Raw genomic sequence first — 21617 nt, 5'->3', positions numbered from 1 at the left:
CAGACCGCGGGCGTTGGATAGGGTGCGTCCCCCATACGGAATTCTCCGGACGAAAGTGGTGGGAGATGGTGGGGGAGTCCCTTGCCTCGCCGGTCGGTTCGCACAACGAATGGGACCCGCTGGAGGAAATCGTCGTCGGCCGCCTCGAAGGGGCGACGATTCCGTCCAGTCACCCGGTCGTCTCCTGCAATGTTCCCCGCTGGGCCACGCACGTCCAGCGGCCGGCCGCAGGGTTCAAGTACCCGCGCGTTCTGGTCGAACGCGCCCAGCGCGAACTCGACGGGTTCATCGCGCTCCTGGAATCCCTCGGCGTCACCGTGCGGCGCCCGGAAGCCGTCGACCACAAAAAGCGCTTCCGCACCCCCGAATGGTCCTCCCGCGGATTCTGCAACACCTGCCCGCGCGACAGCATGCTCGTCATCGGCGACGAGATCATCGAGACCCCGATGGCCTGGCCCTGCCGCTACTTCGAGACGCACTCCTACCGCGAGCTGCTCAAGGACTACTTCCGGCGCGGCGCCCGCTGGACCGCCGCACCCAGGCCGCAGCTCACCGACGAGCTCTTCGTGGACGGCTTCCGCCCGCCCGCCGAGGGGGAGCCCATGCGGTACGTCCTCACCGAGTTCGAGCCGGTTTTCGACGCCGCCGACTTCGTACGCGCCGGCCGCGACCTCTTCGTGACCCGCAGCAACGTCACCAACCGCACCGGCATCGAATGGCTCCGCCGGCACCTCGGCCCCGGATACCGCATTCACGAGATCGAGAGCAGCTGCCGCACCCCCATGCACATCGACACCACATTCCTGCCCCTCGCCCCCGGAAAAGTCCTCGTGAACCCCGAGTACGTCGACGTCGGCCGGCTGCCCGAGGCACTGAATTCCTGGGACGTGCTGATCGCCCCCGAACCCGACCCGATCGACGACCGGCTGCTGAAACTCACCTCGATGTGCGGGAAATGGCTCAGCATGAACGTCCTCGTGCTGGACGGGAAACGCGTCATCGCCGAACGCCACCACACCGGAATGCTGCGTGCCCTGGAGAAGTGGGGATTCGAGCCCGTTCCCTGCGACCTGCTGCACTACGCGCCGTTCGGCGGCTCCTTCCACTGCGCCACGCTCGACATCCGCCGCCGCGGCACCCTCGAGTCGTACTGCCCCTGAAGCGGACCGGGACCCCGCTCCCGCACCCACAGCCGGAGCAGCCGCACCGCGCTCGCCACACACAGCGCGCACGTGCCCGCCGCGGCCGCCGCGTAGCCGAGGGCCTCCGGCTCGGCCGTCACCGGCGAGTGGTCCCAGGCGTGGTCGGCCAGATCGGTCAGCACACAGGTGGCGAGGAACGCCCCGGTCAGCACCGCGCGCAGCACCCGCCGGCGCCGCCGCGTCTCCTCGGCCACGGTCCGGGCGAGGGGGAGTTGTACGTGTCGCATACCGCGATGCTGCGCCCGGCCCGCGCCCGGGGCACACGGCCAATGTCCAGCCGGTGGCACGGCAGCGCGCATTGTCGCCCCGCGTCCCGGATTCCGGGTCAACCGATCGGCCGACCCCGGGGTCCACCGACCCGCCCCGCACCGCCAGCCGGTACGCCGACCCGGCGCGCCCCGCACCGGGGCCAGCATGGAACCCGGAGCGGGCGGCGCCGACGGACGGCGACGCCCCGCCGGATTCCGGAGGTTGACCGTGCGGCACGTCGAGAACACCCCAGCGCCGCGCCCCGGCACCTCCCGCACCCCTCATCCCCCGCGCGACGGAGCCGGCGCCCCCGGCCGCGCGCCCACCCGGCCCCCGGCGGCGCACAAAGCCCCCCGTACCGTGTGCCGCCGGGTCCTCGACCCGGCCCGGATCCGTGCGGGCCTCAGGTCCGGCGTCGGCATCGTGGTGCGCACGAGGACCCGGACCACCCTGAACGCGCTGCGCGCCCTGATCCACCCGAGGAGCCTCCCCGTGTCCCCTGCCGACCGAGCCCTGCTGACCGCCGCCGAGGCGGGCGACGCCGACGCCGTACGCGCGGCGCTCGCCGACGGCGCCGGCACCGAGACCCGCGACGGCCACCGCCGCACCCCGCTGCTGCTCGCCGCCCTCGGCGACCACGTCGAGGCCGCCGCGCTGCTCGTCGCCGCCGGTGCCGACCCGGACGCGCAGGACGACCGCAACGACAGCCCCTGGCTGGTCACCGGCGTCACCGGCAGCGTCCGCATGATGCGCGTCCTGCTGCCCGCCGGGCCCGACCTCACCCTGCGCAACCGCTTCGGCGGCGTCTCCCTCATCCCCGCCGCCGAACGCGGCCACGTCGACTACGTCCGCGCCCTGCTGCGCGAGACCGACATCGACGTCGACCACGTCAACCGGCTCGGCTGGACCGCCCTGTTGGAGGCCGTCATCCTCGGCGACGGCGGCCGTGCCCACCAGGAGATCGTCGAACTGCTCGTCACGGCGGGCGCCACCCCCGGCCTGCCCGACGGCGAGGGCGTCACCGCGCTGGAACACGCCGAGCGCCTCGGCTTCCGCGAGATCGCCGCACTCCTGCGGGCCGTACGGTGACGCGCCGGCACCCCGGGGGCCGTCGCGGCGCCCTGGCCGCCGCCGCGCTCACCACCGCCCTCGCCGCCCTGGCCACGGGCTGCGGCTCCGCCGAGTCCCCCGACGGTCCGGAACGGCCCGCACAGGCAGGAAAGCCCGAGGCGACGGACTCCGGCGCGAAGACGTCCGACCGCGCCCGCACCCCCGAAGGCACCCTGCTCGTCACGGACTTCGGGGCCGACACCGTCACCTTCGTCGACCCGGACGAGGGCCCCGTCGACTCGGTGAAGGTCGGCACCGCGCCCTACGGTCTGGCCGTCGGCGAGGACGGCCGCGCCTGGGTCGCCACCGCCGAGGGCGTCGCCGTCGTCGACACCGAGCGCCGCAGGCTGCTCGACGTCGTCCGCTACGAGACCGGCAACCTCGGCCCCGCGACGTACGGCGAGTACCGGGGCGGCGGCATGGGCATCGCGCTCGCGCCGGACGGCGACCACGTCTACGTCGGCGTCAACGTGCCCGGGGACGACGGCACCGTCGAGGCCGTCGACACCCGCACCCTGAAGGTCACCGGGACCGCGGAGACCGGACGGCGCCCCTTCGACGTGGACGTCTCCCGCGACGGCTCCGAGGTGTACGCCACCGGCCACGACGGCTTCGACGTCACCGTCGTCCGCGCCGCCTCGATGGAGAAGAGCCGGCGCATCGAGGTCGCGCCCTACGGCACCGAGGGCGGACTCGGCTCCTGGCTCAAACCGCACTACGCGGCCGTACGCCCCTCCGACGGACGCCTGTTGCTGCCGTTCGAGGGCGAGCGGCTGGTCGTCGTCGACCCCCGGACCGGAAAGTCGCGGATCGAGCGGATGACCGCCAACACCCACCAGCACGGCGCGACCGTCACCGAGGACGGCACGCTGCTCGCCGTCGGCACCGGACCCATCGACCCGGCCACCGACGAGGGCCCCTCGCTGACCGTCCGCAGCCCGGACGGCAAGGAGAAGGTCATCCCGCTCGACGGCCCGCACGAGACGGCCGAGGTCTCCGAGGACGGCCGCACCGCGTACGTCACCGGCGGCTTCACCCGCGACGGCTACTGGGACGGCATCACCGTCGTCGACCTCGACAGCGGCGACACCCGCCGCCTCCCGGCCGGCCGGCGCCCGCTCGGCATCGCCGTGCTGTGACCCGCGACGGCCGCCGGCCCCCGACCGGGACGGCGGCCGCACTGCCCGCCCGTACCGGCGCCGCCCGGCGCCCGCGCACCCGAGGACGCACCCGTGAACACCGCCGAGCGCGACGAGATCTGCCGTCTGACCGCGACCGAGACCGCGGCCCGCGTCCGGGACCGCGAGCTGTCGCCCGTCGAGGTGACCGACGCCGTCCTGGCCCGGATCGAGGACGTCGACCCGCACCTGAACGCCTTCTGCACCCCGACGCCCGACCTCGCCCGCCACCGGGCCCGCCGGCTCGCCGAGGAGCTGGCCGCCGGACGCCCGGCCGGGCCGCTCACCGGGGTGCCGCTCGGCGTGAAGGACCTCATCAGCACCGCGGGCATCCGCACCACCTCCTGCTCCGTCGCCTACCGCGACTTCGTGCCGGACGAGGACGACATCGTCGTCGAACGGTCCGTCGCCGCGGGCGCCGTCGTCCTCGGCAAGACCAACGCCAGCGAGTTCGGCTACAGCGCCACCGGCCACAACCCGCTCTTCCCGCCCACCCGCAACCCCTGGGACCCGCGCCTCACCCCGGGCGGATCGAGCGCCGGGGCGGCCGCCGCCGTCGCCGCCGGGCTCGGGCCGCTGGCCCTGGGCAGCGACGGCGGCGGCTCGGTGCGGGTGCCCGCCGCACTGTGCGGGATCTTCGGCTTCAAGCCGTCGATGGGCCGCGTCCCGGTCTACCCCAGCTGCCGGGACGCGCGCTTCCCGGGCGTCTCCGGCTGGGAATCGGTGGAGCACATCGGCCCGTTGACCCGTACCGTCGCCGACGCCGCGCTGTTCCTCTCGGTACTGGCCGGGCCCGACCCGCGCGACCGGCACTCCATCCCCTGCGGCGACGTCGACTGGAGAGGGCGCAACCCCCTGCCGCGCCTCCGCGTCGCCTACAGCCCCGACCTCGGCCGCGTCGCCGTCGACCCCGGGGTACGCCGCGTCACCGAACGGGCCGTACGGGTGCTGGAGCGTGAACTCGGCGCCGACGTCGAGGAGTTGACGGGCGAGGAGCTGGGGCTGCCGGACTTCGGCGAGGCCTTCCGCGCGACCGTCGCCGCCGAGAGCGACCTGACCGGCATGCGCGCACTCGCCGACCGCCACGGCGCGGACCTCTCCCCGCACCTCACCGCGATGCTGCGCACCCCGTGGACCGCCGAGCAGTTCACCGACGCCAACATCGCCCGCAAGTCCGTCGTCCACCGCACCGCGCGGCTGATGGCCCGCTACGACCTGCTGGTCACCCCGACGACGGCCTCGGCCGCCTTCCCCGTGGGCGTCCAGGGGCCCGAGCTCCTCGACGGCCGGATGGTCGGCTCCGACCACTGGACGTCCTTCACCCCGCTCGCCAACCTCACCGGCCTGCCCGCCGCCTCCGTCCCGGCCGGACTCACCGACGAGGGCCTCCCCGTCGGCCTGCACCTGATGGGCCGCCACCTCGCGGACGGCGCACTGCTGGACGTGTGCGCCGCCTACGAACAGGCCGCCCCCTGGCCCCGGCTGGAGTTCACCCCGCCGGTGCCGTGAGCCACTGGACGCCGACCCGGGCTCCGTACCGCGTCACAGATGCAGCGCCGTCTGCCCGAGGGCGGCGGCCGCGATGAAGGAAGAGGTGTACGTCATCAGCGCCACCACGACGATCTTCCAGCTCAGCCGGCGCAGCGCCTGCACGTCCCGGCCGAGCGTCAGCCCGACCATCGCCAGCCCCGGCAGGCCGATCAGCATCGCGTCCAGGTTCCCGACCGTCGCGGTCAGCCACGCGCCCGTCGGCGCGAACGGGGCCGAGAGCAGGGTGGCGAGGGCGAGCACGAACACGCTGGCCGGAATGGCGGGCAGCTTCCGGGACAGGGCGAAGCACACCCGGGTGAGCGCGAGCAGGAACGCGGTCCCGACGACGTCGCCGAGGGTGAGCCGCTGGGTGCCGAGGGCGTTGACCAGCAGGCCGCCGAGTCCGACCACCGTGTAGGCGAGCAGCTGCACCCGCGGCGGCGTCGCCAGCTCCGGGTCCCGCACCACCTCGGGCGCCGGGCGCGACTCCTCGGCCTCGGCCTCCGCGCCGCCGGTGCGCGCCGGGGTGCGGACCCGGCGCCCCTCGTCGTCGCGGCCGAACACCCGGCTCCAGAAGGCGTACAGGCGGCGGCAGAGCGGCAGCGCCAGGAAGATCCCCGAGTAGAAGCCCACCAGGTTGGTGACCAGGTTGGACAGCGCCGCGAGCGCGGTGATCTCCGCGGCCCGGTCCGGGTAGATCAGCGACAGCGCGCCCACGCCGCCGAGCATCATCGAGCCGGAACCGAGGCCCAGTCCCAGCGCGAGCGCGAGCGGGTGGAAGAGGCCGATGCTGCCGAGCGTTCCGGCCAGCAGCGAGATGTACAGGGCGCCGAAGACCGAGCCGAGCACCCACACCGAGAACACGCCCCGGTACTCCGGGGAGCGCACGCCGAAGCGTTCGATCGCGAAGGCCAGGTACGACTCGCGGTCGATGGACCAGGTGGCGCCGATCGCCGCCCGTCCGATGCCGAGCCCGACCGCGACCGGCAGCGCCAGGATCACGGTGCCGAAGATGTGCCCGACCTCCTGGAGCACGATCGCCGGGCCGAGGTGGGTGAACTTCGCCAGCGAGGGCCCGATGTCGGTGCCCAGCCGGGCGAGGAAGAGCACGATGCTGATCTCCAGCAGCACCGTCGAGACGGCCCGGGTCGAGCCGGTCACCGGCCGCAGCCGCTGCACGCCGACGATCCCGCCGAGCAGCACCGCCCAGACGATCGGGAACAGCGCGACGGCCGCCGGGCCGATCTCGAAGGTGTGCTCGCCGATGAGCACGGCGACGACGGAGACGAGGGTGGAGAGCACCGTGGCGCTCACCCAGTGGGACCGGGTGATCCCGGCCGGGGGACCGGCTGTGCGTGTGCTGGGGGTCCGATCCATGACTGCCTCCGGTACGGGGAGTTCGCTGACGGCGCGCCCGGGCGGAGCCGCGGGGCCGCCGCGTTTGGTATACCGCCAAAGGTGTAACGGTGCGCCAACTCCCTGTCCATGCCTGGGACATCAGCGATTTCAGGTCGTCGCGGATCTTGCCTTTCGCATTTGGTATACCGCTGGATACGATCGCGGTCCGCCTCGCCGGCCCCGAGCGGACCGGCCCGCACCCACCCTGGAGGCCCCATGCGGACGCGCTGGCGCGCCGGACACGTGCTCGCCCACCAGCACGGCGGACACCGGCTGTTGCGCGACGGCGAGATCGTCTGGGAGGACGACACCCTCGTCCACGTCGGCGGCCACTACCCGGGCCACGTCGACGAGGACCGGGACCTCGGCGCGGACACCCTCGTCCTGCCGGGGCTGATCGACCTCGACGCCCTCACCGACATCGACCACCTCGTCCTCGACTCCTGGGCCGGCCCCGACCTCGCCCCCGGACACCAGTGGTCCCTCGACTACTTCACCCACCGGCGGCGCGACGTCTTCACCCCCGCCGAACGCCGCACCGTCCGCCACTACGCCCTCGTCCAGCTCGCCCTGCACGGCATCACCACCTACATGCCGATCGCCTCCGAGATCCACAGCTCCTGGGCCGAGCCCTACGAGGAACTGACCGCCATGGCCGAGGAGTCCCGCGGCATCGGACTGCGCGGCTACCTCGGCCCCGCCTACCGCTCCGGCGTCAACATCGCGCTGCCGGACGGCGGCCGGGACGTCGCCTTCGACGAGGAACGCGGCCGCGAGGGACTGCGCGACGCCGTCCGCTTCCTCGACCACGCCGCGTCCCTCGGCGACCCGCTCGTCAACGGGGTGCTGCTGCCCTGCCGCATCGAGACGCTCACCGAGGAACTCCTGCGCGAGACCGCGGACGTCGCCCGGCGCCGCGACGCCCTCGTCCGGCTGCACTGCCTGCAGGGGCTGCTGGAACGGGAGTTGACCGAGCGGCGGCACGGCGTGACGCCCCTGCGCCTGCTCGAGCGCACCGGGCTGCTCGGCACCCGCCTGCTCGTCCCGCACGGGCTCGTGACCGACCGGCACCCGCGGGTGCACGGCGAGGACCGCGGCGACCTGGACACCCTCGCCCGCCACGGGGTCTCCGTCGTCCACTGCCCGCAGACCTCCCTGCGCTACGGCGAGGTCCTGCGCTCCTTCGGCAGCTACCGGCGCGCCGGCGTCAACCTCTGCCTCGGCACCGACTCCTTCCCGCCCGACCTCGTGCGCGGCATGGACGCCGGAATCCACCTCGCCAAGATCGTCGACGGCCGGCACGACGCCGCACCCGCCGAGCACTACGTCGAGGCCGCCACTCTCGGCGGCGCCCGCGCCCTCGGCCGCCCCGACCTCGGCCGCCTCGAACCCGGCGCGCAGGCCGACCTCGTGGCCTTCCGCACGGACGACATCCGCGACGGCGTCCAGGACGACCCCGTCCGCACCTTCCTGCTCAACGGCACGGCCCGGCAGGCCACCCACTCCGTCGTCGCCGGACGCCCCGTCCTGGTCGACGGCGGCATCCCCGGCGTCGACCTGGCGGACCTGCGGCAGCGCGCCCAGCACCTGTTCGCGCGGATGCGCGCCGCCTACTCCGCACGCGACACGCTCCGCAGGGACGCCGACACCCTCTTCCCCCCGACGTTCCCGCCCTTCGACCACGACGCCCCGCACTGACGCCCCGCACCCACCCCGGACGAAGGAGCCGCGACATGCTGGTCACCGACGTACGCCCCTGGGGCGGCGCCCCCTCGGACATCGAGACCACCGACGGGGTGATCACCGCCGTCACCCCGCACGACCCCAACCGGGCCCGCGCCACCGGGAGTTCGTCACGGGACGGGGCCGTCGACGGCCGCGGCCGGCTCGCGCTCCCCGCGTTCGCCGACGTGCACTGCCACCTCGACTCCACCCGCCTCGGCCTGCCCTTCCGGCCGCACACCGGCGCCCCCGGCATCTGGCCGATGGTGATGAACGACCGCGCGCACTGGCGCGACGCCGAACGGAGCGTCGCCGAAGGGGCCACCCACACCCTCGGCCGCATGATCTCGTGCGGCACCACCCGGGTCCGCAGCTACGCGCAGATCGACGCCGACTGCGGACTCGAACGCTTCGAGGGCGTCCTCGCCGCCAAGGAGGCGCACGCCGACCGCGCCGACGTCGAGATCATCGCCTTCCCGCAGGCCGGACTGCTCCGCGAGAAGGGCGTGCCCCAACTCCTCGACGCGGCACTGTCCTCCGGCGCCGCCGTCGTCGGCGGCATCGACCCGTGCACCCTCGACCGCGACCCCGTGCGCCACCTGGACATCCTCTTCGACCTGGCCGAACGCCACCAGGCACCCGTCGACGTGCACCTCCACGAGCCGGGCACGCTCGGCGTGTTCAGCGCCGACCTGATCCTGGAGCGGGTGCGCGCCCTGGACATGGCGGGCCGGGTCACGCTCTCGCACGCCTACGACCTCGGCGGCGTCGACGAGGCCACCACCCGCCGCCTGACCGAGGAGTTCGCCGCACTCGACATCTCCATGGCCACCGTCGCCCCCGCCCAGCACCACTCCCTGCCCCTGACCGGGCTCACCGCCGCCGGGGTACGCGTCGGCCTCGGCCAGGACGGGCAGCGCGACTACTGGTCCCCGTACGGCAACGGCGACATGCTCGACCGCACCTGGCAACTCGCCTTCACCCAGCGCTTCCGCGCCGACGAACTGGTCGAACACTGCCTGGCCGTCGCCACCCGCGGCGGCGCCGCGATCCTCGACCCGGAGCTGCCCCGCCTCACCTCCGTCACCGACCGCCCCGGCCTCGCCCCGGGAGACCGCGCCGACCTCCTCCTCGTCGACGGCGAGACCCCCACCTCCGCCGTCATGGACCGCGGCACCGACCGCACCGTCCTGCACGACGGGCACGTGGTGGCCGAGGGGCTGACGCTCGCCGACTAGGGGCGTCAACGGGCAGGCGCCGACGGGCAGTTGGCGGCAGTCACCGCGCGATCCGCCACATGGTGGCGGCCGGCCCGCGGCCGCCGTCCACGCCCGCGCGGGCCGGGCCCTCGTCCGGGCCGATGCCGCGGGTGCGCAGGTGCCATGCGGTCTCCGAGTGCCAGGGGGCGTCCTGGCCGGCGGGCCTCGAAGAAGCGGGCCACCTGCCCACTCCTGGCCGGCGCGGTGCGGGAAGGTCTCCGGCGTCTCGCCGGGAGCGGGGGAGGGGCCCTCCCGGTCGTGGGCGAGACGGCCGTAGCAGCCGCCCAGCAGATGCGCGGCCGGATCGCGCACCTGCCACCCCGGTACCGCCTCCCGCGCCCGGTCGCCGGCCCGTGCAACATGGCCGTCAGGGCGGCGTGTTCGGGGGCGGACAGCGGACGCGCGTCGGCCGGCGCGCCCCGGACGCCGGTGACGGCCGGTGAACATCTCAGGAGCGCCACAGCGGGTCGCGCACGACGAGCTCCTCGGTCTTCTCGCAGCCCGTGCCGTTGGAGACCTGGTGCGACGCCAGGTTCCAGCCGACGACGCCGTTGCCCTTGCGGCCGAGTTCGATCAGCCGGTCGGTACGGGTGCCCGCGACGTCGGTGACTTCGCAGCGCACCACCGTCGTCCACGCCCGCCCGTCGACCGCCGCCGCGAACGCCAGCACCGGCAGCACCACCACCGTCAGCGCCAGCGCGGCCCACTGCTCGGCCGCCACCCACCGCCGCACCCACGGCCCGGGCCGCGCCGCCTCGGCGTGCCGGTGGTGGTGGCCGCGGCGGCCCGTCCGGTACTCGACGACGATGCCCTGCCGCAGCGCGACGGCCACCAGGAACGTGCCCAGCCCCCACCACGGCCCGAACAGGCAGGCGATGATCGCGCCGACGGCCAGCGGATTGACCAGGCTCAGCGCCAGCCGCCGCGCGGACGCGGCCGGCCCCGTACCGCCCGGCACCGCACCGCGCGCCGCGCACGCCGCGAACAGCACCCGCGAGAGCACCACCCCGAGCACCGCGCCGAACAGCGCGTTCGTGAGCACCATCCCGACCAGCACGTCCGGCCAGTTGGACAGCTCCATCCCGGAGAACACCTCACGCACCGCACCGCCCTCACCGGCCGTGTACGCGACCTTCACCACCGGCACCGCGAGCACCAGCGCGAGCAGCACCGTGTGCCCCGGGCCGCCCTTCCGGTCCATCGCGGCGACCCCTGAACCACCGCTTCCCCGCGGGCCGTTGACGGTCTCCGGAACACTGGTCATGTCCCGCACTGAAGCAGAAACCCACACCCCCGCAAAACCGGCGCACCGGGCATCACGGGCCCGGGCCGCCCCGCTCAGGCGTCACGTTCCTGGAGCGTCGCGGTGCCGACGCGGCAGCCCGCGCACCAGAAGCAGTACACGTTCCCGCGGAAGGGCATCGCGCCGAACGGGGTGACCCCGCCCGCCAGCGTGGCCAGATACGGCATCGAGGACGCGCACTCCGGGCAGCGCGGATGCGGCTCCGGACCGAGTGTCCAGCCGGGGAGACCGCCCACCTGGTGCTGCGCGAACCCCTGCACCGCCCGGCTCACCTCGTACGGCGCCCGGGCCGGCTCCAGCACCAGCGCGCGCTCCTCCGGCAGCGTGCGCGGCTCCGGTCCGGCGGCGCCGACCGGGCCCCACTCGTGCCCGTACGCGCGGAACCCGCCCTCGGTCCGGGCGGCGGTCAGCTCGTCCGTGTCCCGGCAGCCGCAGGTGAACCAGAGGAACACCGGGTCCTCCGGGCCCACTTCGGGGGCGAGGGCGGCAGAGGCCGGCGTCAGCAGGGGAGCGGCGGGCTCGGCGCAGACGCGGCACCGGGGGAGGACGCCGGGGGCCGGGCCGCCGAGCCGGTGCGGCCCCGCGCCCCGGGGTCCGACGTAGCCCGCGTGCGGGCCGGAACCCGGCCGGGCGCCCGGTGTCGGGCAGCACGCCCGACTGGTGCGCCGGCCGCTCCCACTCGGCCTCGGCATCGAGACAGTCGGCGTCGTCCAGATGCTCCGTCCCCTCCAGGTCCGCGCAGAACTCGCAGCTGTCCACGGCCGTGAACTCGGCGCGCAGCGCCAGCAGTTGACGCCGCGCGTACCCGGTGCGCGCCCGCGCGGCCGTCTCCAGGTGCGCCGCGTCCCCGCCGGCCCGCCGGCGCGCCACCAGCGCGTCGACCACGTCGTCCGGGGCGCCGAGATCGAGCCGGCCCAGGATGAACGGGTCCTCGATCCGGCCGGCGAACGGGCGGACGCGTCCGGGGTCTTCGGCCGCGATCACGAAGACCACCGAGGCCAGCCCGGCCCACGGGTCGCGCAGCCCGAGCGCGGACGGGTCCGGCAGGGCGAGATGGTCCCGCACGAAGGCGTCGAGCAGCTCCGGCCGCATCCACCGCACCAGGCGCTCCGCCGCGCCGCACGTCAGCGGCGAGGTACGGAGCGCCTCGGCGGCGCGGACCTTCGCCGCGCGCTCGCCCGGAAGACGGGACAGGTACTGCGACACGTACCCGGCCGGCCTGCGGTTCTCCGTACGGGAGAGGCACGCGGCGGCCGCCCCGGCACCGTGGTCCGGCTCCCGCCCGAGCAGCTCGAAGATCCGCGCGCGCCGCTCCGGCGGCCCCGGGCCAGGGCCGGACAGCACGGCTTCCAGACGTTCCAGGACGGTCACTCCCGACTCCGGAACGCCGCTCACGGCGCCAGGTCCAGGAACTCCCAGTGGGCGTTCGGCCGGGTGCCGCTGAGCCACTGGCCGCAGTTGGCCAGGACCGCCGGGCCGGAGGTGATGTGCTGGGCGCCGGTGCCGAGGTCGCGGAGGAAGCGGTCGAGGGGGCCGCGGCGGATCGCGGCCGTGCCCGCCCAGCGGTGCACCGTCCGGCCCACGTCCCGCACGGTGGACGTCGTGTGGTTCAGCGCCAGCCGGAGCAGCGTGTCCTGCTCGGTGCTCAGCAACTCGCCCGCGTCCAGGGTGACTTCGACGTCCCGCCAGACCTCCGTCACCCACGCCCGCGCCGCACGCAGCGCGGCCTCGGCCGAGGCGTACTCCGCGTGGAAGTGCCCGCTGCCCGCGGCGGCGTTCGGGCCGCCGGCCCGGGCCGCGACCGTCGTCCGCAGCTCGTCGAGCAGCCGCCGCCCGACGCCGAGCGCCCAGCCGGTGTGCCCGATCGCGGACAGATTGACCAGGCCCATGCGGTACACCGCGCCGCCGTGGGCCGGTTCCGTGGTGGTGGCGGGATAGGTGTGCGTCCGGGGGACGTACACCTCGGCGCAGTGGTAGTCGATGCTGTGCGTCGCCCGCAGGCCCAGCACGTCCCAGTTGTCGACGAGTTCCACCCGCGGCTTCGGCATCGCCAGCACCCGCAGTTCGCCGCTGCCCTCGACCTGGACGGCGCTGTGGATGTGCGTGGCGTGCGCCATGCCGGAGGCGAACTGCCAGCTGCCGCTGACCAGATAGCCGCCGTCCACCGGAACGGCCCGGCCGGGACGGGTGCCGTGCCCGGCCAGCAGCGCGTACGTCCCGCCCGCGACGTCGGAGAACAGGTCGGCCGCCGCGACCGGGCCGAGATAGGCGGCCGTCGAGCCCGTCATCAGCTGGAGCGCCATCACCGTCCAGCCCGCGGAGGCGTCGTACCGGGTGAGCCGCTCGACCGTCTCGATCAGCTGGCGCGGGGAGAACTCGTGGCCGCCGAGGTTCCGCGGCAGCACGGCCCGGACCGTGCCGGCGTCCAGCAGGGCCCGCGCGGTGGCCTCGTCCAGCCGGCCGCGCTCCTCGGCCGCGTCCGCGCCGGCGTCGAGTTCCGGGCCCAGGGCGTCGATCCGCTCCAGCAGCGCGGGGAATTCCGGGCTGACGTGTAATCCGCCGTGTATCGCCATGAACGCTCACTCCTCGCTGTCGGGTCCGGTCCGGCGTCACTGTAGCGAGGGGGTCTGTCAGCGGCCCCGGCGGAAAGACGACGACGCCGGTCCTCCGGGTCCCGGGAGGGGACCGGAGAACCGGCGTCGCGGAAGAAGCCGGGGGCCGGGGTCAGACCGTCTTGCCGGCCTTTGCGTCGGCGTCGGCCGGCTTCATGGTGCCGACGGCCGCCGCCTCGTCGTTGCGGACCCACAGGGTGCGCTGCGGGAAGGGGTGCTCGACACCGGCGGCGTCCAGCGCCTTCTTGGCGCGCAGCCGCAGCTCGCGGGTGACGCCCCACTGCTGCAGCGGCACGGTCTTGACCGCGAGCCGCACGACGACACCGTCGGCGTCGAGGGACTGCACGCCCCACACCGACGGGTCCTCCAGCAGCACGTCGCGGAACTCCGGGTCCTCGCGCATCTCGCGGCCGGTCTCGGTGAGGACCTGGCTGACCTTGTCCAGGTCGGCGTCGTACGAGACGGACATGTCGAGCACGGCGCGGGCCCAGTCCTGGCTGTCGTTCTTCACGCGCAGGATCTCGCCGTTCCGGATGCACCACAGGCCGCCGTACAGGTCGCGGATCTTGGTCAGCCGCAGGCCGACCTCCTCGACCTCACCGACCGCCTCGCCGAGGTCGACGCTGTCGCCCACGCCGTACTGGTCCTCGAACATGATGAGCAGGCCGGACAGGTAGTCCGCGACGAGGCTCTGCGCGCCGAAGCCGATGGCCAGACCGACGACACCGGCGCTGGCGAGCAGCGGGCCGAGCGCGATGCCGAGCTGGTCGAGCACCATGGCCACCGCCATCACGGCGATCACGATGGTGGCGATGCTGCTCAGCACGTTGCCGATGGTCTTGGCCCGCTGCTGGCGCCGCTCGTTCGTCCGGGCCGCGCGCTGCAGGACCGCGGGGCCGCGGCTGCGCTGGGTGCCGCCGTTCTCCTCGGCGTCCTTGATGACCCGCTGGACGACGCGGGTGATGGCGCGCTTCGCGAAGGCGCGCACGATCACCGCGACGACGACGATCAGCAGGATGCGCAGCGGGACACCGATCAGCAGATCGATGTTGTCCTCGACCCACCCCTGGGCGAGTTCCGCCTTGCCGGCGGCCTCGCTCACGTCGGGCGCGGCGGCTATGTGCGTTGGGGACACGGAATGAATTCCTCCGTTAGAAACCGATGACCGGGGAGGAACCGTACCGACCGATACCCCGCAGAGCTAACCCGGCCCGCTCACCAGCGATTTCGGCCCCCGCGCCGCCCCTCAGCGGGTCAGCAGGGCCCGGGCCGCCTGCGCGTACAGGCCCTTCGGATGGGCCCGGTACATCGGCTCGGTACCGAACAGGACCACCGGCGCCCCGGACGCCGAGGAACCGGAGACCACCGAGGGCCTCCCGGCCGCGTCCCCGGGACCGCCCGCGCCGTCCTTCCCGGCCCGCCAGTGCCCGGAGACCAGCGGCCCGTCACCGGCGTACGACTGCTCGACGCGCACACCGTCGCCCAGGCCCGTGAACCAGCCGGGCGCGTAGACGAAGGAGTGCGGCGGGGCACCCGCCGTGAGCGGGCCGCCCGCGTTGCGCACCCGCACCACCCCGTTCGCGTCCCCGTTGCCGCGCACACCCGTCACCGGGAGCAGCGAGGCCGCCTCGTTGAACGCGGCGCCCTCCGCGCCGACACCCACGACGCCCACCCCGCTCTCCGCGAACGCCTCGCGCGCCGCCCGCGTCAGCTTCCCGTGGTCGAGCCCCGAGGAGACGAGCAGCGCGTCGGTCCCGGACCAGTCGAAGCCCGCGTTCAGCCGCTCCGTCGAGACCGGCGTCACCGCGAAGCCCATCTCCCGCAGCGCGAACCGCTCACCCGGCGTGACGGCCGCCGCCACCCGGGTACGCCGCAGCTCCGCCGTCCCGCGCTCACCGGCCGCGCCGAAGGTCACCCCGAACCGGGCGGCCGCCTCGCGGGCGAGGCCGCGCGCCGAGCCCGGCAGCACCGCGGCGCCGTCGTCCGTGCGGCGGGCCCGCACACCCTGCGCCAGCAGCGAGTTGAGCGCCGCCACCTCGTACGGGTCGTCGAGCCGCAGCCGCAGGTCACCCCGCGCCGCGACACCCCCGTCCCGCGCGGCCGCCCGCACCGGATCCGCCGGCACCCGCGGCGCCCCGCGCTCCACCGCGTCCACCCGGGCGCCCCACAGCAGGCCGAGGCTCCAGCCGGAGATGTCGTACATCGCGGAGACGTCGTCGCTGATGTCCCGCCCGTCGGCGAGGATCACGTTCGCGAGCCCGCGCTTGGGCTGGTGCATGTCGACGAGGTACGAGCCCGCCCGGTACCCGCGCCCGCCGAGCCGGAAGTCCGCGCGGGCCCGCTCCACCCGGACGTCGTTGGCCACCAGATGGTCCACCAGCCGCGCCGCTGCCGCCGGGGACCGCCCTCCGCCGCCGGCCGGGATCACGTACGCGCGCGGGAAACGCGTGGTGTACACGTCCTCGGGCCCGATGCCCGGCACACCCGGCACCGTCTCCTCCGACACCGGCCGCTGCGCCTCGCCCGCCGCACCCCGTCGGAACGTCTCGATCTGGTCGGCGATCACCGACGTACGGTGCCGCCGCGCGTAGTCGAGGGTCGCGCGCATCGCCGCGCCCGCGATCCGGGTGTTCACCTCCGCGCGCCGCCGCAGCTCCCGCACCGGCAGCTTCTCGTAGGCCGCGTTGTTGACCCGCAGCGGGAACTCGACGGTGTGCGAGGCCACCGCGCCCTGGAACGGCATGTACTGGGGAGTGAACAGCGGCGGCCAGTCGTCCCAGCCCTCCTTCTGGTCCCGGAACGGGATCACCGGGGGCTTCACCCCGTCCCCGTCCTCGGTGTAACCGAGCGCGTTCACCGCCTGCTCCATGCCGAGCGCGTTCCGGTACGCGTTCTTCAGGAACAGGTCGTACTCGTAGTTCTCGCCGTGCGGCGGCGTCGTCGGCTCGATCAGGGTGCCGTTGACGTAGCCGTGCAGGTCCAGCATCAGCGCGGGCTGCCGCTCGGCCGCGATCCGCCGGACGGCGCGGGTCTCGGGCTGACTCGCGGTGATGAAGTCCCGGTTGAGGTCGAACCCCCGGGAGTTGGCCCGGGTGCCGGCTATCCGGCCGTCGGGGTTGGCCGTCACGTTGATGTGGACGCGGTTCTTCGCGAGCAGGGCCGACGTCCCGGCGTCCGCCGCCTTCGCCAGCCGCTCGATCAGCCGCAGCGCGGCGTCCGTGCCCTCCCACTCGTTGCCGTGGATGTTGTTGTTCAAGAACACCGGCGTCTTGTACGCGGACCTGATGCGCGGATCCTTCGCCGCCGACGCGGGCGCGTTCTCGATCCGCTCCCGCATCCGCTCCTGCTCCCGCGCCTCGGCGGCGCTCTCCGGCGCGGTGACCGTCACGAGGTACAGCTCGTGCCCGCCCGCGCTGCGCCCGGCCACCTCCACGCTCACCCGGTCGCCCAGCCGCTGCAGCGCGTTGAGCCGCGGCGCGAGCGAGTGGTACGGCGCCAGCCCCAGTTTCAGCGAGGCGTCCTTCCCGTTCACGGGCGGCGGGTCCAGCACCGTACGGCGCGGGAAGCCGCGGGTGTCCCGCGCGTCCGCCGGGGCGTCAACCGCCGTGACGGGAGCGGGAGCCGGGCCGGCGGCGGACGCCGGGGGAGGGGCGAGGAGGGTGCCCGCGAGCGTCGCCACGAGGGCGGCGCCGAGCACGGCGCTGACGGAGCCGGTGAGCGGTGATGGTCTGGACGGTCCCATGCGAACCCTTCGGGCGGCGGCAGAACCGTGCGAGGCGCGCAACTCCGGGCACGCGCACGCACGGACACGGTCGGTGACGCGATCAGTACGGAGGTCTACCCGCTCGGCCCCCGGACGACAAGAGCCGCCGCACCGCCGGCCGGCCCGTCAACTCGCCTTCGGGCCAGGGGAGTTCGGGGTGCCGGAGGTGTCGAAGCGCGCGCGGTTGGCGTGGATCTCGTCGTGGTGCGTGCCCGCCCAGTCGATCAGCGCGGTCACCGCGTCCAGCAGCGTGGCGCCCAGGCCGGTCAGCGCGTACTCGACCCGCGGCGGCACCTCGGGGAAGGCGGTGCGGGTGACGAGCCCGTCGCGCCGGAGCTGGCGCAGCGTGTGCGTCAGCATCCGCTGCGAGACGCCCGGCACGGAGCGCTGGAGATCGGTGTAGCGCAGCGGACCCTCCTGGAGGGCGCCGATCACCAGCACCGTCCACTTGTCCCCGGCCCGCTCGACGATCTGCCGGATCGTCTCGCCCTGCTCCGCCGGCCAGCGCCCGCAGGGGCCGGGCCGGCCCGCACCCTGCGCGCGTGAGCCTTCCGTGTCGCCCATGGCGCACCCGTCCTTCCCGTTCCGCACACGCGTGTGCCTTTTGCGGCGGCCTCCGCGCTCCCTCAGCATGAGGCTACGCACCAACGGTAAGAAACCACGTCACGGGCGTGCGGCCGGACCCACGCAGGACCGGCCCGAGCGCGCCCCGGGAGGATCCCCATGCTCATGCGTGCCGCGACCGTGTCCCGCTTCGGCGGACCCGAAGCCGTCGAGATCACCGAACTGCCCGTCCCCGGGCCCGGCCCGGGCCAGGTGCGGGTGCGGGTCGCCGCCGCCGCGCTGAACCCGGTCGACGCGGCCATGCGGGCCGGCGTCTTCGGCGCCGACGGCGACCGCCTCGGCCTCGGCTGGGACGTCGCCGGAACCGTCGACGCCGTCGGCGGAGCCGGGGCCGCCTGGTCCCCGGGCGACCGCGTCATCGGCCTGGCCACCGGCCACCGCACCCCGCTGGGCACGCACGCCGAGTACGCCGTGCTCGACGCGGACGCGCTCGCCCCGGCACCCGCCCGCCTCGACGACGTGCACGCGGCCGCGCTGCCGCTCAACGCCCTCTCCGCCGCCCAGGCCCTCGGCATCCTGCAACTCGCCCCGGGGCAGAGCCTGTTGGTCACCGGCGCGGCCGGTGGCGTCGGCGCCCACGCGGTGGAGCTCGCCCACGTCCGGGGCCTGGAGGTCACCGCCCTCGCCTCGGCCGGCGACGAGGAGTTCCTCGCCTCCCGGGGCGCACACCACTTCCTGCCCCGCACGGCCGCGCCCCCGCGCGCCGCCTTCGACGGGGTGCTCGACGCGGCCGTCCTCGGCGCCGAGGCGCTCGCGCCCGTCCGCGACGGCGGCGCCTACGCCGGTGTCTGGCCCGGCCAGGAACCGGAGGCCGAGCGCGGCATCCGCGTCGGCGCGCTGGACGTCACCGCCGACGGCGCGCAGCTCGCCGAACTCGCCCGCCTCGCCGACGACGGCCGCCTCGCGCCCCGCGTCGCCCGTACCTACCCGCTCGCCGAGGCCGCCGCGGCCCACGCCCGCCTGGCCGAGGGCGGCCTGCGCGGCCGCCTCGTCCTCGTCCCCTGAGGCAACTCACGCGCACACCCCGCCCGTTGACCCCGCCGTCACGGCGCCTGACAGAGCTGGATCCTGGAACGCGTGGACGAGCAGGACCGGGTGCCGGGCGTCGTCAGCCGGGCCGAGGCCGTCCGGAACGGCTGGCTCCACCGGATGGCGATGCTGCTCTGCCGGGACGCGGAGGGCCGGTACCTGGTCCACCGCCGCCCCGCCACCGGCTCCCGCTTCCCCGGACAGCACAGCCGGCCGGTGGCCGGCGCCGTCGGCGAGGCGTACGAGGACGCGGCCCGCAGGGAGCTGAGCGAGGAGACGGGCGCGGACGCGCCCGTACGGTTCCGCTTCAGGTTCCTCCGCGAGGGCGAGCTCGGCCCCTACCGGTTCGTCGTCCACGAGACCACCGTCGAGGACGCGCGGCTCACGCCCGACGCGGCCGAGGTCGCCCGGCACGGCCGCCTACCGGCGGTACCGGGCGCTGACGGCCGAGCGGCCCGGCACGGCCCCGCGCAGAATGGACTGACGTCCGCGCCGCCCGGCGCGGTCGTGGTCACGGTGCCCACGCGCACCGAGGACTGCGGCCAGGAGGAGGTCCATGCATCGCTTCGTCGGCCCCGGCAGCGGGCCGGACACGCGGGGTCGCCAGGAGGCCGCCGCCCACGTGGCGCTGGCGGTCAACGGCATGGGCACCTTCACCTGGGACGTCGTCGCCGGCGTGATGCACTACGACGAGGCCGGCCTCGCGGTGATGGGCTTCCGCCCCGGCGAGTTCGACGGCAGCCTCGCCGCCCTGGGCGAGCGGATGGTGCCCAGCGAGCTCCCCGACATCCAGGAGCTGGTGGAGCGCGCCATGCGGGAACGCTCCGACTTCAGCCTCTACTTCCGGGTCCGCCGGCCCACCGGACGCCTCCGCTGGACGCACACCCAGGGCCACATCGTCCGCGACCCCGAGGGCCGGCCGACGCGGGTCATCGGCATCATCCGGGACGCCAGCCAGGAACTGCGGGCCGTCGACCAGACCGAGCAGCTGCGCCAGGCCAGGGACGACCGGCGCCGGCAGGCCGACATCGTCGGCCACGTCAGCGACGCCCTCGTCCCGACCGTCACCGTCGGGGACGTCGCCGAGGCGCTCACCTCCTCCCGGCTCCTGGCCCGGCTCGGCGCGGCCAGCATCGTCCTCGGCATGACCGACAACGGCCGGATGGAGCTCGTCGGCTCGAACGGGGTGCACCAGGACCTCATCCGCGACTTCCACCTGTCCCGCCTGACCGAACCGCTGCCGCTCTCCGAGGCGGTCCGCACCCGCGAGGCCGTGTTCGTCACCAGCCGGACCGAATTCGTCCAGCGCTACCCCGCGCTGGAGCCCTACCTGACCCGGTTCGCCGAGGCCTCCGCCGCCGTCTACCTGCCGCTGATCGCGCAGGACACCCCGATCGGCGCCGTCGGACTGACCTACCACGGGGCCGCCCGCTTCACCCCGGAGGAGCGCACCGTCCTCACCGCGCTCGGCAAGGTCATCGCCCAGGCCCTGCAACGCGCGCTGCTCTACGACCAGGAGCACGAACTCGCCGCCGGCCTCCAGACGGCGATGCTCCCGGGCAGCCTCCCGGACGTCCCCGGCCTGCACCTCGCCACCCGCTACCGGCCCACCCGGGCCCGCGGCGGCATCGGCGGCGACTGGTACGACGCGCTCACCCTCCCCGACGGGCGGATCGCCGCCGTCGTCGGCGACGTGCAGGGCCACGACGTCACCGCCGCCGCCGTCATGGGCCAGCTCCGCATCGCGCTGCGCGCGTACGCCGCCGAGGGGCACCCGCCGACCACCGTGATGGCCCGCGCCTCCGCCTTCCTGGCCGAGCTGGACACCGACCGCTTCGCCACCTGCCTGCTCGCCCTGCTCGACCCGCACACCGGCATGACCTCGGTCGTCCGCGCCGGCCACCCCGACCCCGTGCTGCGCCGCGCGGACCGGGACACCGTCCGCCTCGACACCCCCGGCGGGCTCCCGCTCGGCCTCACCGCCCCCGGCGACCAGCCCGCCTACCCGGCGTACGAGACGGTGCTCGACCCCGGAGCGACGCTGGTGCTGTGCACCGACGGGCTCATCGAGGCCCGCTCGGCCGACCTCGACGAGGGCCGCGCCCGGCTCCTCGACGCCGTCCGCGGCGGCCCCGCGTCCCCGGACGACCTGGCCGACCACCTGCTGGACACCATGGCCGGGTACACCGGCGAGGAGGACGACGTCGCCCTGCTCGTCCTCAAGCGCTCCAGCCCGGAGGCGGCGCCCGCGCCCCGCATGGAGATCACCCTCACCCTCGCCGACGCCGAATCGCTGCGCACCGCCAGGACCGCGCTGCGGGAAGCGCTGCACGAATGGTCGCTGGAGGGCCTCGGCGACACCGCCGAGCTGCTCGCCTGCGAACTCGCCACCAACGCCCTGCTGCACACCGAGGACAACGCCACCCTCACGGCCCGGCCGGTGCAGCCCGGCGGCCGCTCGCTCCGGCTGGCCGTCAGCGACTCCTCGCCCGCCTCGCCCCGCCGCCGGGCCGCGACGGAACAGTCCACCTCGGGCCGCGGCCTGATGCTCGTCGAGGAGCTCGCCACCGGCTGGGGCGTCGAACCCCGGGGCAACGGCAAGACCGTCTGGTGCGAACTCACCCTGGAACAGGAGTAG

At 74.8% G+C, this 21617-nt stretch carries 16 protein-coding genes and 2 pseudogenes; 9 read left to right on the top strand and 9 right to left on the bottom strand.

Annotated elements, in window-relative coordinates:
- Positions 1 to 65: 65 nt before the first annotated feature.
- The gene (locus HCC30_RS24480; protein WP_169444940.1) at positions 66 to 1160 is read left to right on the top strand and encodes an amidinotransferase; all 1095 of its coding nucleotides are present in this window, start codon (positions 66 to 68) and stop codon (positions 1158 to 1160) included.
- On the opposite strand, the gene HCC30_RS24475 is transcribed toward HCC30_RS24480, so the two are convergent.
- Complete coding sequence (locus HCC30_RS24475; RefSeq protein WP_169444939.1) at positions 1079 to 1429, bottom strand: hypothetical protein; 351 nt, start codon at positions 1427 to 1429, stop codon at positions 1079 to 1081. The two genes, HCC30_RS24480 and HCC30_RS24475, sit on opposite strands and share 82 nt — an antisense overlap.
- Before the next feature lie 514 nt (positions 1430 to 1943).
- On the opposite strand from HCC30_RS24475, the gene HCC30_RS29070 reads away from it, so the two are divergent.
- From HCC30_RS29070 to HCC30_RS24460, 3 genes are all read left to right on the top strand, one after another.
- Positions 1944 to 2540, top strand: coding sequence for an ankyrin repeat domain-containing protein (locus HCC30_RS29070; RefSeq protein ID WP_169444938.1), 597 nt, complete (start codon positions 1944 to 1946; stop codon positions 2538 to 2540).
- Positions 2537 to 3700: a hypothetical protein gene (locus HCC30_RS24465; protein WP_169444937.1), complete on the top strand. Its 1164-nt coding sequence runs from the start codon at positions 2537 to 2539 to the stop codon at positions 3698 to 3700. Before HCC30_RS29070 ends, HCC30_RS24465 begins: the two co-directional genes overlap by 4 nt.
- 93 nt (positions 3701 to 3793) lie before the next feature.
- Positions 3794 to 5248, top strand: coding sequence for an amidase (locus HCC30_RS24460; protein WP_346776786.1), 1455 nt, complete (start codon positions 3794 to 3796; stop codon positions 5246 to 5248).
- Positions 5249 to 5281: 33 nt separating this feature from the next.
- Here the strand turns inward: HCC30_RS24460 and HCC30_RS24455 are convergent, their stop codons facing one another.
- Positions 5282 to 6583, bottom strand: coding sequence for a DUF3100 domain-containing protein (locus tag HCC30_RS24455; protein ID WP_206324280.1), 1302 nt, complete (start codon positions 6581 to 6583; stop codon positions 5282 to 5284).
- A 300-nt stretch (positions 6584 to 6883) separates the two neighbouring features.
- Between HCC30_RS24455 and HCC30_RS24450 the strand changes: the two genes are divergently transcribed.
- Positions 6884 to 8365 (top strand): chlorohydrolase family protein, encoded by a 1482-nt coding sequence (locus HCC30_RS24450; RefSeq protein WP_169444935.1) that lies wholly within the window; start codon positions 6884 to 6886, stop codon positions 8363 to 8365.
- A 35-nt stretch (positions 8366 to 8400) separates the two neighbouring features.
- Positions 8401 to 9627, top strand: a complete 1227-nt coding sequence (locus tag HCC30_RS24445) for an amidohydrolase family protein (protein WP_169444934.1) — start codon at positions 8401 to 8403, stop codon at positions 9625 to 9627.
- Between the two features lie 207 nt (positions 9628 to 9834).
- Here the strand turns inward: HCC30_RS24445 and HCC30_RS28805 are convergent.
- The 7 genes and pseudogenes from HCC30_RS28805 to HCC30_RS24415 form a co-directional block, all read right to left on the bottom strand.
- Positions 9835 to 10109, bottom strand: a pseudogene (locus tag HCC30_RS28805) (hypothetical protein); the annotation flags it as partial.
- Complete coding sequence (locus tag HCC30_RS24440) at positions 10097 to 10849, bottom strand: hypothetical protein (RefSeq protein WP_169445000.1); 753 nt, start codon at positions 10847 to 10849, stop codon at positions 10097 to 10099. The gene HCC30_RS24440 and the pseudogene HCC30_RS28805, both read right to left, overlap by 13 nt.
- A gap of 137 nt (positions 10850 to 10986) precedes the next feature.
- Positions 10987 to 11403 carry a hypothetical protein gene (locus tag HCC30_RS24435; RefSeq protein ID WP_169444933.1) on the bottom strand — a complete coding sequence of 139 codons (417 nt, stop codon included), beginning with the start codon at positions 11401 to 11403 and terminating at the stop codon, positions 10987 to 10989.
- Between the two features lie 939 nt (positions 11404 to 12342).
- Complete coding sequence (locus HCC30_RS24430; RefSeq protein ID WP_169444932.1) at positions 12343 to 13524, bottom strand: acyl-CoA dehydrogenase; 1182 nt, start codon at positions 13522 to 13524, stop codon at positions 12343 to 12345.
- A 151-nt stretch (positions 13525 to 13675) separates the two neighbouring features.
- On the bottom strand, positions 13676 to 14698 hold the full coding sequence (locus HCC30_RS24425) for a mechanosensitive ion channel family protein (RefSeq protein WP_346776785.1): 1023 nt from the start codon (positions 14696 to 14698) through the stop codon (positions 13676 to 13678).
- 111 nt (positions 14699 to 14809) lie between these two features.
- Entirely contained in the window at positions 14810 to 17305 is a 2496-nt protein-coding gene (locus HCC30_RS24420) for a M14 family zinc carboxypeptidase (RefSeq protein WP_169444931.1), read from the bottom strand.
- 147 nt (positions 17306 to 17452) lie between these two features.
- Complete coding sequence (locus HCC30_RS24415) at positions 17453 to 17890, bottom strand: helix-turn-helix domain-containing protein (protein WP_206324279.1); 438 nt, start codon at positions 17888 to 17890, stop codon at positions 17453 to 17455.
- A gap of 165 nt (positions 17891 to 18055) precedes the next feature.
- On the opposite strand from HCC30_RS24415, the gene HCC30_RS24410 reads away from it, so the two are divergent.
- The 3 genes and pseudogenes from HCC30_RS24410 to HCC30_RS24400 all read left to right on the top strand — a co-directional run bounded on the left by HCC30_RS24410 (position 18056) and on the right by HCC30_RS24400 (position 21617).
- Entirely contained in the window at positions 18056 to 18955 is a 900-nt protein-coding gene (locus HCC30_RS24410) for an NADP-dependent oxidoreductase (protein WP_169444929.1), read from the top strand.
- A 144-nt stretch (positions 18956 to 19099) separates the two neighbouring features.
- Positions 19100 to 19261: pseudogene (locus tag HCC30_RS28800) on the top strand (NUDIX domain-containing protein); the annotation flags it as partial.
- A 274-nt stretch (positions 19262 to 19535) separates the two neighbouring features.
- Positions 19536 to 21617: a SpoIIE family protein phosphatase gene (locus HCC30_RS24400; protein WP_169444928.1), complete on the top strand. Its 2082-nt coding sequence runs from the start codon at positions 19536 to 19538 to the stop codon at positions 21615 to 21617.

This window comes from Streptomyces sp. HNM0574 (assembly GCF_012726235.1).
GTDB lineage: Bacteria > Actinomycetota > Actinomycetes > Streptomycetales > Streptomycetaceae > Streptomyces.
Note: the sequence above shows the minus strand (reverse complement) of the source record. Positions and strands in the feature narration are given on the sequence as shown.